Consider the following 15,141-nt stretch of genomic DNA (forward strand, 5'->3'; position numbering starts at 1 on the left):
GTTCGTGTTCCATCGGCCCGTGCCCCCTGCACGTGTCGACGCTGTCCCAGAAGTGTCGCACACCCCGATTGAGGATGAAAGGGGAGGTGAAACGGGTGTTATCCAAGGCGCGAAGGTGCAATACTTCGCGCGCCGTCGTTCAGGTCCGTCCTCGCTTGCGCGTCGCGGCCGCGCCGGTCGTTCTCCGGCTCGTGCCGTTCCCACACACGTCGGGTTGGCACTCGCATTGCACGAGTGCCAACCCTTCCCTAGACTCTGGTTAGCACTCTCCCCGCGTGAGTGCTGACAAGTCTTCTGTAACGAGAAAGAGGTAGACCGTGTCGGTTTCCATCAAGCCGCTCGAGGACCGGATCGTCATCAAGCAGGTCGAGGCTGAGCAGACCACCGCGAGTGGTCTCGTCATCCCCGACACCGCCAAAGAGAAGCCGCAGGAGGGCGAAGTCGTCGCCGTCGGCCCCGGCCGCATCGACGACAACGGCAACCGTGTCCCCCTCGACGTCGCCGTCGGCGACCGCGTGCTGTACAGCAAGTACGGCGGCACCGAGGTCAAGTTCGGCGCCGACGAGTACCTGGTGCTGTCGGCTCGCGACGTGCTGGCGGTCGTCGTCCGCTGATCGCGCGACTCACGACGAAGACCCCGGATGCCACAGCATCCGGGGTCTTCCTCGTCTCGTCGCCGTCCTCGCCTCGGCCTCCGTGTCGTCGACCGGGCAGGTGGCAGGAAAGCGGCGGCCGTCGGCGGCCCCCGGGGCGACGCCGCGCATAGGCTGATCGAGTGACCGCCATCCCACCCGCCCCCGCCGGTGGGAGCACCCGAGGCGCGCTGTACGCACTGAGCGCCTACCTGCTCTGGGGTGTCCTGCCGATCTACTTCCTGCAGCTCAAGCCGACCGATCCCTTCGAGGTCGTCGCCTGGCGGATCATCCTGGCCTTCGCCTTCTGCCTCCTGCTGCTCACGGTTCTCCGCACGTGGCGCCCGTTCCTCGCCATCGTGCGGCAGCCGCGCCTGATGGCGCTCACGGCACTGGCGGGCGTCCTGATCTACGTGAACTGGCAGACCTACCTGATCGGGGCCCTGACCGGGCACGTCATCGAGACGAGCCTCGGGTACTTCACGAACCCGATCGTCACGGTCCTGCTCGGGGTCCTCGTGCTGCGCGAGAAACTGCGCGTCCTGCCGTGGATCGCGGTGGGCATCGCCGTCGCCGCGGTCGTCGTCATCGTCGTCGGCTACGGCTCCTTCCCGTGGATCGCCCTGACGCTGGCGTTCTCCTTCGGCTTCTACGGTCTGGTGAAGAAGCAGATCGGCCCGTCGGTGGATGCCGTGAGCGGTCTGACCCTCGAGTCGCTGTGGCTCCTACCGGTCGCCGCGATCCAGCTGGTGTTCGTCGCGACCATCTCGGGGATCACGCTCGGCACCGTCGGAGCGCTGCACACGGTGCTGCTCCTGTCGGCGGGCGTCGTGACGGCGATCCCGCTGCTGCTGTTCGCGTCGGGTGCCCGGCGGGTGCCGCTGACGGTGATCGGGCTGCTGCAGTTCGTGGCGCCCGTCATCCAGTTCGTCATCGGTGTCTGGGTGCTCCACGAAGAGATGACCCCCGAGCGCTGGATCGGCTTCGCCCTGGTCTGGGTGGCGCTGGTGATCCTGAGTGCCGATTCGATCGTCGCCTCGCGGCGTCATCGTCGCGTGGTGGCCGATGTCGCCGAGCCGGTGTGAGTTCCGCGATTTCTGCGTTTACCGGCTGAATCCGTCCGTTCTCGATGCGGTGTCGTCGACCGTTATGCGCCCGTGACCGCGGGGACGCACATCGTTAACGAACGGCAACATGCGGAAAACCTGCATCCGATTAGGTTGGGGGAATCAGGTGACCCCATGGGTCTTCCCCGCGTTCATCCACAGCAAGGAGCACTATGAACGTCTTCCCGCGCACGCGCAGCGCCCGACTCCTCGGCGGTCTCGCCCTGGTCGGCGCAAGCGCGCTCGTCCTCGCCGGTTGTGCCGGTGGTGGCGGCGACGCCGCCGCACCCAGCGAATCCTCCGACGGTGGCAGCGGTGCCGTATCGACGGCCGACGGCGCGTTCCACGTCGGCACGATCCTCCCCGCCACGGGTAACCTCGCCTTCCTCGGCCCGCCCGAGGTCGCCGGCGTCAAGCTCGCCGTGCAGGACATCGAGGCCACGGGCGACGCATTCCCGTTCTCGGTCGAACTCACCGAGCGCGACTCGGGTGACACGACCACCGACATCGCCACGCAGTCGGCGACCGAGCTCGTCGACGCCGGTGCCGACGTCGTCATCGGTGCCGCCTCGTCGGGTGTGTCCTTCACCTTCGTCGACCAGCTGGTCAACGCCGGTGTGGTCCAGATCTCGCCCGCCAACACCTCGCCCGACTTCACGACCTACGCCGACGACGGGTACTACTGGCGCACCGCGCCCTCCGACGTGCTGCAGGGCCGCGTGCTCGGCAACCTGATGGTCGGAGACGGTGCCGCCAACGTCGGCATCATCTACATCAACGACCCCTACGGCATCGGCCTGAAGGACAACGCGACGACGGCCATCGAGGCCGCCGGTGGCGAGGTCTCCGTCGCGGTCCCCTACAACCCGGGTGACACGGTCTTCACGTCGCAGGTCGACGAGCTGCTCGCGGCTCAGCCCGACGCCGTCGCGGTGATCGCGTTCGAAGAGACGTCGTCGATCATCCCGCAGCTGGTCAGCACGCAGGGCTACGCCGCGTCGAAGGTCTACTTCGTCGACGGCAACCTGTCGAACTCGTACGAGTTCCCCGCCGGCACCCTGCAGGGCGCCAAGGGCACGCTGCCCGGCAACCCGGCCGACACGACGTTCCAGTCGCGTCTGAAGGAGATCGACCCCGCGCTGACCGACTTCAGCTACGCGCCGGAGTCCTACGACGCCGTCATCGTCGCTGCTCTCGCCGCGGCGCAGGCCAAGGACGACTCGGGCACCGCGATCCGCGACAACCTCCAGTCGGTCTCCGAGGGCGGCGAGAAGTGCACGACCTTCGCCGACTGCCTCGCGCTGATCAACGACGGCACCGACATCGACTACGACGGTGTCTCCGGCCCGATCACGTTCGACGAGAACGGTGACCCGACCGAGGCGTACATCGGCATCTACCAGTACGGTGCCGACAACAAGTACACCCTGCTGAACACGGAGTTCGGCTCGCTCAACGAGTGACTTGACACCGCAGGAAGGGCCCGGATCTCAGGATCCGGGCCCTTTCGCGTTGAGGCATGCGCCGCGTCGCGCGGTGCAGCCGAGGAGCGGGAGAGGCAGTGAGGCGGACTCAACCCGTCGGCGTCAACCCGCACACCTGCGCGGTGAGCACCAGGAGCGCGGCGGCGACGTCCTTCGACCGCTCCAGGGGGACGACCACCTCGCGTCCGTCGACGCGGGCGACGAGGTCGAACAGCGTCCCGACCTTGTCTTCGGCGATGGCGTGCGCGTCACAGCGTTGAGGCACCACAGCGACGTCGAGGATCGACGGCGCGTCGCCGGCGGAGACCGTCGTGTTCAGGGGCGCTTCGTCACCGGCCGCGAACCGCAGCAGCACGGTTCCCCGCAGGGCGACGAGCTGGGCCGTCCCGTCGCCGCTCTGAGCCGGATCGAGCGCGAGACTCAGGATGATCGAGCCGTCGGCGCCGGCGGTCGCCGCCGAAGCCGTCACGCGGACCACGGATGCCAGCGCGTCCCGGTCGCATGCCGTGGCGCTCGCGTGCCCGAGCACATCGAGGGTGTCCTCCAAGGGGACGGTCGTCTGCTCCCCGTCGACCGTGAGCGTCGCCTCGGGCGCGTCGTCGGCGGCTTCGCAGCGGATGGTGGGCAGGATCACCGGGAGATCCACGGTGCGCCCCGGATTCAGCGTCGTCGGCCGCGGGGCATCCCACTGCGCGGGACCGTCGAACACGGGGGAAGAGAACGATGCCGCCGTGAACGTCGCGGGGGAGTCCGAGGTGTTGGTCACCCGTAGCTGCACCCGGCCGACGGCGATGTCGCCGCGTTGCTGCACGAGGACGACCTCGAGCGACGGCGCGGGCTGTGCCGGGGCCGAACATGCCGAGAGTGCGACGCCCACCAGGGTGAGCGCCGCACTCGCGATCAGTCGACGGTCGATCAGGCCTCGGGCTGCGGACGATCGCGCTTGGCGTCCTCGTCGGCGGCCAGCGTGCCGAGGTACAGCTCGATGACGCGGGGGTCGGTGAGAAGCTCTCGACCGGTTCCCGTGTACGCGTCCTTGCCCTGGTCGAGCACGTAGGCGCGGTGGCAGATCTGCAGGCATCGGCGCGCGTTCTGCTCGACCATGATGATCGTCACGCCCGCGCGGTTGATCTCGGCCACGCGCAGGAACGTCTCGTCCTGGCGCACGGGGGAGAGACCGGCCGACGGCTCGTCGAGCAACAGCACCGAGGGGTCCATCATGAGCGCGCGGCCCATGGCGACCATCTGGCGCTCGCCGCCCGAGAGCGATCCGGCGCGCTGCCGGCGCCGCTTGGCCAGCTCGGGGAACAGCCCGCTGACGAACTCGAAGCGCTCCGCGAACACCTTGGGCCGCTGGAAGAGACCCATCTGCAGGTTCTCTTCGATCGACAGGCTCGGGAACACGTTGTTGTTCTGCGGCACCATGCCGACGCCCTTGCCGACGAGCTTGTCGGCCTTGAGCGAGGTGATGTCCTCGCCGTTGAGCAGCACGGCGCCGCTGCGGATCTTCACCTGGCCGAAGATGGCCTTCAGCAGCGTCGACTTGCCCGCGCCGTTGGGGCCGATGATGCCGATCAGGTCGCCCTGGTAGGCGTCGACCGTGCACCCGTTGAGGATGTTCACACCCGGCAGGTACCCGGCGACGAGGTCGTCGGTACGCAGCACCGCGGTGCGCGTGGTGGTGGCGGTGTCGGCCATCAGAGCTTGCCGTCCTTCTCGTCGGCGATGAGCTCCGCTTCCGCCTCGGCGGCGGCCTCGGACTGGATGGTCTCGAGCTGCGACGTGGTCATGTCGCCGAGATCGGTGTCGTGGTGGGCGCCCAGGTAGGCGTCGATGACGGCCTGGTCGCTCATCACGGTGTCGGGCGGACCCTCGGCGACGACGCGCCCCTCGGCCATGACGACGACCCAGTCGGAGATGTGACGCACCATGTGCATGTCGTGCTCGACGAACAGCACGCTCATCCCCTCCTTCTTCAGGTCGAGGATGTGCCCGAGCAGGCTCTGCGTCAGCGCGGGGTTCACGCCGGCCATGGGCTCGTCGAGCATGACCAGCTTCGGGTCGCTCATGAGCGCGCGGGCCATCTCGAGGAGCTTGCGCTGGCCGCCCGAGAGCGACGCGGCGAAGTCCTCGCGCTTGGCATCCAGCTTGAACCGGCGCAGCAGGTCGTCGGCCCGATCGGTGTTCGCCTGCTCCTGCGAGCGCCAGGTCGAGGGGATCAGGGCGCGGAAGATGTTCTCGCCCTTCTGCCCGCGGGCGCCGAGCAGCATGTTCTGCAGCACCGACAGGCGCCCGAGTGACTTGGTGAGCTGGAAGGTGCGCACCATCCCCTTGCGCGAGACCCTGAACGCGGGGACACCGGCGAGGTTCGACCCCTCGAAGCTCCAACGACCCGTGTTGGGCTTGTCGAAGCCGGTCAGCAGGTTGAACAGCGTCGTCTTGCCGGCACCGTTCGGGCCGATCAGAGCGGTGATCTGTCCGCGCGGGATCTCGAGGTGCTCGACGTGGACGGCCTTGAGCCCGCCGAACTGCCGGGTGACGCCGTCGGCGACGACGATCGGGTCGACCTTGGCGCAGCCGGGGCCGACATCGCCCTTGACGAGCGGGTGGGTGAGGGTCGTGTCAGACATTGAACGACAGCTCCTTCTTGTTGCCGAAGATGCCCTGTGGTCGGAAGATCACCAGGAGCATCAGTCCGATGCCGACGAGGATGAAGCGCACCTGCCCCGTCTGCGTGCTGGACATGAAGCCCAGGATGCCGACGTCGCGCAACCCCACGATGATGCCGTTCGACAGCGACAGGAGCACCCAGAACAGCATCGATCCGACGATCGGGCCGAGCAGGGTCGCGGCCCCGCCGAGCAGGAGGGCGGTCCAGATGAAGAACGTCAGCGCCGTTCCGTAGTTACCGGGCTGCACGGCGCGGGGGAGGATGAACACCACGCCCGCGAGGCCGCCCATGACACCACCCAGCACGAGAGCCTGCATCTTGTAGGAGTAGACGTTCTTGCCGAGGCTGCGCACGGCGTCCTCGTCCTCGCGGATGCCCTTGACCACGCGGCCCCAGGGGCTGCGCATCAGGAGGTAGACGAGGATCGTGGCGATGATGACGAGGCCCCAGCCGAAGACGCGGACCCACCAGTCGTTCGCCGAGTAAGTCCACGGCCCGATGCCGTAGGTGCCGGCGGGCAGGGGGTTCAGCGCCTGGAACTCGCGGTTGTAGCCGTTCAGGCCCTGCGAGCCACCGGTGATGTCGGTCAGACCCACGGTCGACACGACGTAGCGCACGATCTCTGCCGCTGCGATCGTGACGATCGCGAGGTAGTCGGCGCGCAGACGCAGGGTCGGGATGCCGAGAAGGAACGCGAAGAGCACCGAGGCGGCGATGGCGATGAGGATGGCGAGCCACACCGGTGCCGAGAGCGAGAGCGTCGCGATGGCGAAGGCGTAGGCGCCGACGGCCATGAAGCCCGCCTGACCGAAGTTGAGCAGACCCGCGTAACCGAAGTGCACGCTGAGTCCGATGGCGGCGAGGGCGTAGGCCGCGGTGGTCGGGCTGATGAGCTCGCCCGCGGCGTTGTTGAAGATCGAAAACCAGTCCATGTCGTCTTTCCTCAACCGATCCGCTCTTTACGACCGAGCACACCTTGCGGCCGGAACAGCAGCACGCCGATGAGCACGATCAGGGCCACCGCGTACCGCAGGTCGGGTGGGATGACGATGGTCGACAGTTCCGTGATGATGCCGATGATGAGCGAGCCCACGAGCGCGCCGAACGCGCTCCCGAGTCCGCCCAGCGTGACCGCGGCGAACAGCAGCAGAAGGATGGCGAAGCCCATGTCCCACGTGACGCCGCGGTAGAGGCCGTAGAGGACGCCGGAGAGGCCCGTGAGCGCACCCGCGAGCACCCAGACGATGCGGATCACCCGGTCGACGTTGATACCGGATGCGGCGGCGAGCGACGCGTTGTCGCTCACCGCGCGGGTCGCCTTGCCGATGCGCGTGCGGGTGAGGAAGTACCCGACGAGGCCGAGCATCACGATGCTGATGCCCATGCTGATGATCGAGGTGAGCGTCACCGTGACGGGGCCGATGGTGACGTTGTCGGTGATCCCGGTCGCGATGTTGCGCGTTCCGCCGTCGAAGAAGTACAGGTACAGGTAGCGCAGCACGATCGACAGACCGATCGTGACGATCAGCACTTGGACCAAGCCCACCCCGCGTTTTCGCAGCGGTTTGAACAGCACGGCATCCTGAGTCCAGCCGAGCGCGGCCGAGAGCACCACCGTCAGCAGGATCGCCAGCAGCAGGTTCCAGCCCATCGCCGTGAAGACGTAGAAGATGATCGCGCCGAAGGTGAGCATCTCGCCGTGGGCGAAGTTGTTCACGCCGGTCGTTCCGAAGATCAGCGAGATGCCGATCGCGGCCAGTGCCAGCAGAAGGCCGAAGTTCAGGCCGTAGAAGAAGCGAGAGAAGAGCGTGTCCCAGATGGTTCCGCTGGCCGCCGTGCCCTCACCCGTCGGGAAAAGCACGTTGACCGTGTTGGTCGTGCCGATCGTGACGTCGCGGGTGACGTTGTCGGGGTCGCGCGGAGCGACGCCGTCGGGCAGCGTGTCCACCTGCAGCTCGGCCGTGTACTCGCCGGGTCCGGGGACGGCCACCGCCCAGCGCCCATCGGCGCCGGTCGTGCCGGTCTCGGAGAAGCCCGAACCGGAGACGAGCACCTCGACGCCCTCGACCGGGTCGTCGCCCGCGCGGATGATGCCTCCGATCGAGAATTGGGTCGAGACGTCACCGGTGCCCGCCGATGCGGCGGGGGTGGGCGCCTGCGTGGCCTGCGCCATCGCGGGTGACGCGAAGAACAGGCTCATGACGGCGATCGCGCTCGCGAAGAGCGAGACGATCACGGCCAGGCGGGACAAAGTTCGCGATCGTATCGCGGTGGGGGAGGAATGACCCACGGAATCTCCAGTTCGGCAGCGCTGACGAAGTCGTCCCGTCAGCTTCGACGGTCGACGCTACGAGCGTAATGTGTCGCGGGTGTTTCGCCGACCGCGTCGTTAGCGAACCGTGTTGTGCCCGCTTCGCATGGCGGCCAGTGTTCACGGGAATGTTTCCCAGCCTCCCGACGCTTAGAATCGCAGGCGGAGCACGCGAACCCGCGCTCCGGCCGACGACGTCCCCTTTCACACAGGCGCCGCGCGCGCAGGAGGATCCATGGAGCAGCACGACCCCTTCGGTTTCATCGGACTGACCTACGACGACGTGTTGCTGCTTCCGGGGCACACCGACGTCATCCCGAGCGAGGCCGACACGTCGTCGCGTCTGACCCGCCGCATCACGGTGGCGACCCCTCTTCTCTCCAGCGCCATGGACACCGTCACCGAGGCGCGCATGGCCATCGCGATCGCCCGTCAGGGCGGCATCGGCATCGTGCACCGCAACCTCTCGATCGACGACCAGGCCGGCATCGTCGACCAGGTCAAGCGCAGCGAGTCGGGCATGGTCTCGAACCCCATCACGACGAACCCGGATGCCACCGTGGCCGAGGTCGACGCGATGTGCGCGCAGTACCGCATCTCGGGTCTGCCCGTGGTCGACCCCGACGGCGTGCTCGTCGGCATCATCACCAACCGCGACATGCGCTTCGTCTCGGGTTTCGAGCGTCAGACGACGAAGGTCAAGGACGTCATGACCAAGGACGGCCTGATCACCGGGCACGTCGGCATCCACGCCAACGACGTCATCGCGACGTTCGCGAAGCACCGCGTCGAGAAGCTGCCACTCGTCGACGACGAGGGCAAGCTCGCCGGTCTCATCACGATCAAGGACTTCGACAAGAGCGAGAAGTACCCCCTCGCCACCAAGGACGACCAGGGCCGCCTCCGGGTGGGCGCGGCGATCGGCTTCTTCGGTGACGCCTGGCAGCGCGCCGAGGCGCTGCGCGACGCCGGCGTCGACGTGCTCGTCGTCGACACCGCCAACGGTCAGTCCGCGGGCGTGATCGACATCGTGCGTCGCCTCAAGGCCGACCCGACCTTCGACCACATCGACGTCATCGGCGGCAACGTCGCCACCCGCGAGGGCGCCCAGGCGCTCATCGATGCGGGAGTGGACGCCGTGAAGGTGGGCGTCGGCCCGGGCTCGATCTGCACCACCCGCGTGGTCGCGGGCGTGGGCGTGCCCCAGGTCACCGCCATCTACGAGGCCGCGCAGGCCGCGATCCCCGCCGGTGTGCCCGTGATCGCCGACGGTGGGTTGCAGTACTCGGGCGACATCGCCAAGGCCCTCGTCGCCGGCGCGGACACCGTCATGCTCGGCTCCCTCCTCGCCGGAACCGACGAGTCGCCGGGCGAGATCGTCTTCCAGGGCGGCAAGCAGTTCAAGCAGTACCGCGGAATGGGTTCGCTGGGCGCACTGCAGACGCGCGGCAAGAAGACCTCCTACTCGAAGGACCGTTACTTCCAGGCCGACGTGCCCAGCGACGACAAGCTCATCCCCGAGGGCATCGAGGGTCAGGTGCCGTACCGCGGTCCGGTCGCCGCGGTGGCCTACCAGCTCATCGGAGGCCTGCGTCAGTCGATGTTCTACGTCGGCGCCCGCACCGTCGAAGAGCTGAAGACGAAGGGCCGCTTCGTCCGCATCACCTCGGCGGGGCTCAAGGAGTCGCACCCCCACGACGTGCAGATCGTCGTCGAGGCACCGAACTACAAGCGATAACGCGTTCTTCACGGCGGGCCGGGCAGTGACTGCCCGGCCCGTCGTCGTCGGAGGGTGGCGCTACGCTGTGCGCATGATCCGGCGGAGGAGTCACCCCGACGCGTCGGTGTCGGCGCGGCGCACCGAGGCCTTCACCGACGGGGTCTTCGCGATCGCCGCCACCCTGCTCGTGCTGGGGCTGACCGACCAGCCGCTGGGCTCGGTCACCACCGACGCCGACCTCTCCGCCGCGCTGCGCGATCTGGCGCACCCGGTGTTCTCGTTCGCGATCAGCTTCCTCATCCTGTGCCTGATGTGGATGACGCACGTGCGCCAGTTCGAGTACATCGCCCGCATCGATGCCCTGGGCATGTGGATCAACAGCTTCCGTCTGCTCTTCGTCGTGCTCGTGCCGTTCACGTCGTCGCTGAACACGACCTACGCCGATCTCTTCCTCGGACGGGTGCTCCTCCCCGTCAACTTCTTCCTCGCGATTCTTCTCGGGTGGATCCAGTGGGTGTGGGCCGTCCGCTCCGACGCGATCCCCGACCTCTCGCGCGACGACGCACGCCGCGTCGGGCGGGCGGGCCTGAGCGCCATGCTCCTGAGCGTCGTGGCGGTCGCGTTGAGCCCCCTCGTGGGCTCGATCGCCTTTCTCGTCTTCTTCTTCGACGGACTGCTGACGCGACTTCTGCGGGGCGGCAACGCGCCGATCGAGCTCTCCCCCGCCGACGATGAGGTCGGAGGGCGCGGGTAGGCTGGGCGGGTGACCATGGAGATCGATCTCGGCCGCGCGAAGCGCGCCCGCCGCGCCTACACCTTCGACGACATCGCCGTCGTGCCGTCGCGGCGCACGCGCAACCCCGAAGACGTCTCGACCGCGTGGACGATCGACGCGTTCTCGTTCGAGATCCCCGTCCTGGGTGCCCCCATGGATTCCGTCGTCAGCCCCCGCACGGCCATCGAGCTCGGTCGGCTCGGCGGTCTCGGCGTCCTCGATCTCGAGGGGCTGTGGACCCGCTACGACGACCCCGAGCCGCACCTGGCCGAGATCGCGACGCTCCCCGAGGCTGACGCGACCCGCCGCATGCAGGAGCTCTACACCGAGCCGATCAAGCCCGAGCTGGTGCGCGACCGCCTCGCCGAGGTGCGCGACGCGGGCGTCCCCGTGGCCGGGGCCCTGACCCCCCAGCGCACGCAAGACCTCTACGAGACCGTCGTCGCGGCCGGCGTCGACCTCTTCGTCATCCGCGGCACCACCGTGTCGGCGGAGCACGTCTCGAAGGTCGCCGAACCGCTGAACCTCAAGAAGTTCATCTACGACCTCGACGTGCCCGTGATCGTCGGCGGTGCCGCCACGTACACCGCCGCCCTGCACCTCATGCGCACGGGCGCCGCGGGCGTGCTCGTCGGCTTCGGTGGGGGAGCGGCCTCGACCACCCGGGCGACCCTCGGTCTGCACGCCCCGATGGCCACCGCCGTCGCCGATGTCGCCGGAGCGCGGCGCGACTACCTCGACGAATCGGGCGGCCGGTACGTGCACGTCATCGCCGACGGCGGCGTGGGCACCTCGGGCGACATCGTGAAGGCCCTCGCCATGGGCGCGGATGCCGTCATGCTCGGCGTCGCCCTGGCTCGCGCGACCGACGCGCCCGGACGCGGCTTCCACTGGGGCCCCGAGGCGCACCACGCCAAGCTACCGCGCGGCCGTCGAGTCGCCGTCGACCGCGTCGGGCCGCTCGAACAGATCCTCTACGGCCCGGCGCCCGTCGCCGACGGTACCGCCAACCTCATCGGGGCGCTGAAGAAGTCGATGGCCACTACCGGCTACTCCGACCTCAAGGAGTTCCAGCGCGTCGAGGTCGTCGTCGCCCCCTACGGTCACTGACCGGCACCGCATGACATCCGCCCCCGCGACCGATCCGGCGCCCCCGCAGATCTTCCCGCCCACCCTGCGGGAGGTGATGCTGCGGCCGCGCTGGATCGCGCTGCTGGCATTCTCTCTCGTCGTGGCGGGAGTCCTCGCGTGGCTCGGGCAGTGGCAGTTGGGTCGCGCGGTCGACACCTCGCCGCCCGAGCCGGGCATGACCGAGGTCGTCCGTCCGCTCGCCGACGTGGTCGAGCCGGGTGACTACCTCCCCGAACCCCTCGTCGGTCAGCGGGTCGAGGTGACGGGCACGTGGGTGGCATCCGATTTCATCGTCGTCTCCTCGCGGTACAACGACGACGTCGAGGGGTACTGGGTCACCGGGCAGCTCCGCGTCGCCGGTGCCGAGGAACGAACCTCGGTCGCCGTGGCGACCGGCTGGACCCCGAGCCTCGACCAGGCGAACGCCGCCGCCGCCGAGCTCGAGCGACAGGTCGAGACCGACCCGACGGCGGTGGTCGAGGTCACCGGACGTCTGATCTCCGACGAGGGGCCGTCCGTGCCGCCGTCGGGCGCCGACCCGTACACCCTCACCCGGATGTCTCCCGCCATGCTGCTCGGCCGGTGGCACGACATCACCGACGTGAGCGTCTACCGGCAGTACATCGCGTCGCAGACCGCCATCGGTCCGCTCGTCGACATCTCGTCGCCGGCGCCCGACGAGCGTTCACGGGTGAACTGGTTGAACATCTTCTACGCCGCCGAGTGGGCGGTCTTCGCCGGCTTCGCGCTCTACCTCTGGTACCGCCTCGCTCGCGACGCCTGGGAGAAAGAGGTCGAAGACCTCGAGGACGAACAGTCCGAAGCCCTCGCGGCAGGGCCCCCAGTGTCTCGCGAGTAGACTGGCATCCATGCCCCGCGCCCCCAAGCTCGCCTCGTTCCCGGCGATCCGCGGAGCCCTGAAGTTCTACCAGATCTGCTCGATCATCACCGGCGTCGGCCTGCTGCTGCTGGTCGCGGAGATGATCCTGAAGTACACGCCCATTCACGTGGAGCTGTTCCTCGGCGGTTCCGGTGGCTTCCTGTGGTTCGCGGATGCCGTGCCCGGTCCCGACTGCCAGTGGTTCTCACTGTTCGTCCCGGGTGGCAGCGGTTGCGAGATCCTGTCGACCGGAGACGGCGTCAACGTCTCGCTCGCGATCCTCGTCGCCCACGGCTGGTTCTACGTGGTCTACCTCTTCTCGTGCTTCCGCGTATGGAGCCTCATGCGGTGGCCGTTCCGCCGCTTCGTGTTCCTCGCCCTCGGTGGCGTGGTGCCCTTCCTCTCCTTCATCCTCGAGGTGCGCACCGCCCGGAGCGTGCGCGCCTACCTCGCCGAGCGCGAAGCCGCCCAGGCCGACGCTCCCGTTCCCACCCCGGAAGGCAACCGGTGACCGAACAGACCGAAACGTCCCAGCGCCCCGTCCTCGTCGTCGACTTCGGCGCCCAGTACGCACAGCTCATCGCCCGTCGGGTGCGCGAAGCCGGCGTGTACAGCGAGATCGTCCCCCACACCGCCACGGCGGACGAGATCGCGGCGAAGAACCCCGTCGGCATCATCCTGTCGGGCGGCCCGTCGTCCGTGTACGAAGACGGCGCTCCCAGCCTCGACAGCGGCGTGTTCGACCTCGACGTGCCGACCCTCGGCATCTGCTACGGCTTCCAGGTCATGGCGAAGGCGCTCGGCGGCGAGGTCGCGAACACGGGCCTGCGCGAGTACGGCGCCACCGACGCCACGATCGTGACCGAGGGCACGCTGCTGCAGGGTCAGCCGGTCGACCAGAACGTGTGGATGAGCCACGGCGACCAGGTCTCCCGCGCTCCCGAGGGCTTCGAGGTCCTCGCCCGCACCGCGCACACGCCCGTCGCCGCGTTCGCGAGCGACGCGCGCCGCATGTACGGCGTGCAGTGGCATCCGGAAGTGAAGCACTCCGACCACGGTCAGCACGTCATCGAGAACTTCCTGCACAAGGCCGCGGGACTCCCCGCCGACTGGAACAGCGGCAACGTCATCGCCGAACAGGTCGAGCGCATCCGCCAGCAGGTCGGCAGCGCCCGCGTGATCTCGGCACTGTCGGGCGGCGTGGACTCCGCCGTCTCGACCGCTCTCGTGCACGAGGCCGTCGGCGACCAGCTCATCGCCGTCTTCGTCGACCACGGCCTCCTCCGCCAGGGCGAGCGCGAGCAGGTCGAGAACGACTACGTCGCCTCCACCGGCGTGAAGCTCATCACCGTCGACGCGCGCGAGACGTTCCTCAACGCCCTCGCCGGCGTCAGCGACCCCGAGCAGAAGCGCAAGATCATCGGCCGCGAATTCATCCGCGCGTTCGAGCAGGTGCAGGCCGACCTCGTCGCCGAGGCGAAGGCCGAGGGCGAGCAGGTGCGGTTCCTCGTGCAGGGCACCCTCTATCCCGACGTCGTGGAATCGGGCGGCGGAGCCGGCACCGCCAACATCAAGAGCCACCACAACGTCGGCGGACTCCCCGAAGACCTGCAGTTCGAGCTCGTCGAGCCGCTGCGCACCCTGTTCAAAGACGAGGTGCGCGCCATCGGCCGCGAGCTGGGGCTTCCCGAAGCGATCGTCGGCCGCCAGCCCTTTCCGGGGCCGGGTCTTGGCATCCGCATCGTGGGCGAGGTCACCGCTGACCGCCTCGAGATCCTGCGTGAGGCCGACGCCATCGCCCGCGCCGAACTGACCAAAGCCGGCCTCGACGGCGAGATCTGGCAGTGCCCCGTCGTGCTGCTGGCCGACGTGCGCTCCGTCGGCGTCCAGGGAGACGGCCGCACCTACGGCCACCCCATCGTGCTGCGTCCCGTCTCGAGCGAAGACGCGATGACCGCCGACTGGACGCGTCTGCCCTACGACGTGCTGTCGAAGATCTCCAACCGCATCACCAACGAGGTGCGCGACGTCAACCGCGTCGTCCTCGACGTGACGTCGAAGCCGCCGGGGACGATCGAGTGGGAGTGAGCTTCGGCTGACTCCTGACCCCGCAACGGCGTCGTCGTCCGGCTCCGGGGTGTCGCCTTCGAGTCAAGAGCGGGGCCCCTTCCCCGATTGACTCGAAGACGACACCCCTGCACCGGACGTCGTCGCCGTTGCTCTGTCGTCTGCCTGCGCGGGGTATGGGCGCGCCTGCGGCGCGCCGGGTGGAGGGCGGGGCCCCTACCCCGATCGACCTGGAGGGATGCGGCACTCTGCTCTCTGCGAGTGGTCGGCGCCGTTGGTCTGTCGTCTGCCTGCGCGGGGTAGGGGCGGGCCTGCGGCGCGCCGGGTGGAGGGCGGGGCCCCTACCCCGATCGACCCGGAGGGA

Annotated in this window: 14 protein-coding genes; 9 read left to right on the top strand and 5 right to left on the bottom strand. The window is 68.6% G+C overall.

Going from position 1 to position 15,141, the window contains the following annotated elements:
- Nucleotides 1–317 precede the first annotated feature (317 nt).
- From groES to QRO03_RS14330, 3 genes are all read left to right on the top strand, one after another.
- Complete coding sequence (gene groES, locus QRO03_RS14320) at nt 318–614, top strand: co-chaperone GroES (RefSeq protein ID WP_039394204.1); 297 nt, start codon at nt 318–320, stop codon at nt 612–614.
- Nucleotides 615–775: 161 nt separating this feature from the next.
- Nucleotides 776–1,717, top strand: a complete 942-nt coding sequence (rarD, locus tag QRO03_RS14325) for an EamA family transporter RarD (protein ID WP_285138150.1) — start codon at nt 776–778, stop codon at nt 1,715–1,717.
- A 194-nt stretch (nt 1,718–1,911) separates the two neighbouring features.
- Entirely contained in the window at nt 1,912–3,201 is a 1,290-nt protein-coding gene (locus QRO03_RS14330) for an ABC transporter substrate-binding protein (protein ID WP_285138151.1), read from the top strand.
- 109 nt (nt 3,202–3,310) lie between these two features.
- Here QRO03_RS14330 and QRO03_RS14335 read toward each other — a convergent pair whose 3' ends face one another.
- From QRO03_RS14335 to QRO03_RS14355, 5 genes are read right to left on the bottom strand one after another with little or no spacing between them, the layout of a single operon-like run.
- Nucleotides 3,311–4,099: a hypothetical protein gene (locus QRO03_RS14335; protein WP_285138152.1), complete on the bottom strand. Its 789-nt coding sequence runs from the start codon at nt 4,097–4,099 to the stop codon at nt 3,311–3,313.
- 38 nt (nt 4,100–4,137) lie between these two features.
- Nucleotides 4,138–4,920: an ABC transporter ATP-binding protein gene (locus QRO03_RS14340; protein ID WP_285138153.1), complete on the bottom strand. Its 783-nt coding sequence runs from the start codon at nt 4,918–4,920 to the stop codon at nt 4,138–4,140.
- Entirely contained in the window at nt 4,920–5,852 is a 933-nt protein-coding gene (locus QRO03_RS14345) for an ABC transporter ATP-binding protein (protein ID WP_285138154.1), read from the bottom strand. The genes QRO03_RS14340 and QRO03_RS14345 overlap by 1 nt, the downstream gene beginning before the upstream one ends.
- The gene (locus QRO03_RS14350; RefSeq protein ID WP_285138155.1) at nt 5,845–6,825 is read right to left on the bottom strand and encodes a branched-chain amino acid ABC transporter permease; all 981 of its coding nucleotides are present in this window, start codon (nt 6,823–6,825) and stop codon (nt 5,845–5,847) included. Before QRO03_RS14350 ends, QRO03_RS14345 begins: the two co-directional genes overlap by 8 nt.
- Before the next feature lie 11 nt (nt 6,826–6,836).
- Entirely contained in the window at nt 6,837–8,144 is a 1,308-nt protein-coding gene (locus QRO03_RS14355) for a branched-chain amino acid ABC transporter permease (RefSeq protein WP_285138156.1), read from the bottom strand.
- A gap of 295 nt (nt 8,145–8,439) precedes the next feature.
- On the opposite strand from QRO03_RS14355, the gene guaB reads away from it, so the two are divergent.
- From guaB to guaA, 6 genes are all read left to right on the top strand, one after another.
- On the top strand, nt 8,440–9,942 hold the full coding sequence (gene guaB, locus QRO03_RS14360; protein ID WP_285138157.1) for an IMP dehydrogenase: 1,503 nt from the start codon (nt 8,440–8,442) through the stop codon (nt 9,940–9,942).
- Nucleotides 9,943–10,015: 73 nt separating this feature from the next.
- Nucleotides 10,016–10,678 (top strand): TMEM175 family protein, encoded by a 663-nt coding sequence (locus QRO03_RS14365; protein WP_285138158.1) that lies wholly within the window; start codon nt 10,016–10,018, stop codon nt 10,676–10,678.
- Nucleotides 10,679–10,693: 15 nt separating this feature from the next.
- A complete protein-coding gene (locus QRO03_RS14370; RefSeq protein ID WP_285138165.1) occupies nt 10,694–11,809 on the top strand; it encodes a GuaB3 family IMP dehydrogenase-related protein in 1,116 nt (371 codons plus the stop codon).
- A gap of 10 nt (nt 11,810–11,819) precedes the next feature.
- Entirely contained in the window at nt 11,820–12,689 is an 870-nt protein-coding gene (locus QRO03_RS14375; protein WP_285138159.1) for an SURF1 family protein, read from the top strand.
- Between the two features lie 10 nt (nt 12,690–12,699).
- Nucleotides 12,700–13,221, top strand: coding sequence for a DUF3817 domain-containing protein (locus tag QRO03_RS14380; RefSeq protein ID WP_285138160.1), 522 nt, complete (start codon nt 12,700–12,702; stop codon nt 13,219–13,221).
- Complete coding sequence (gene guaA, locus QRO03_RS14385) at nt 13,218–14,798, top strand: glutamine-hydrolyzing GMP synthase (RefSeq protein WP_285138161.1); 1,581 nt, start codon at nt 13,218–13,220, stop codon at nt 14,796–14,798. Before QRO03_RS14380 ends, guaA begins: the two co-directional genes overlap by 4 nt.
- Nucleotides 14,799–15,141 lie beyond the last annotated feature (343 nt).

Origin of the sequence: Microbacterium sp. lyk4-40-TSB-66, assembly GCF_030209475.1 — a bacterium.
In the GTDB taxonomy this organism is placed as follows: Bacteria; Actinomycetota; Actinomycetes; order Actinomycetales; family Microbacteriaceae; genus Microbacterium.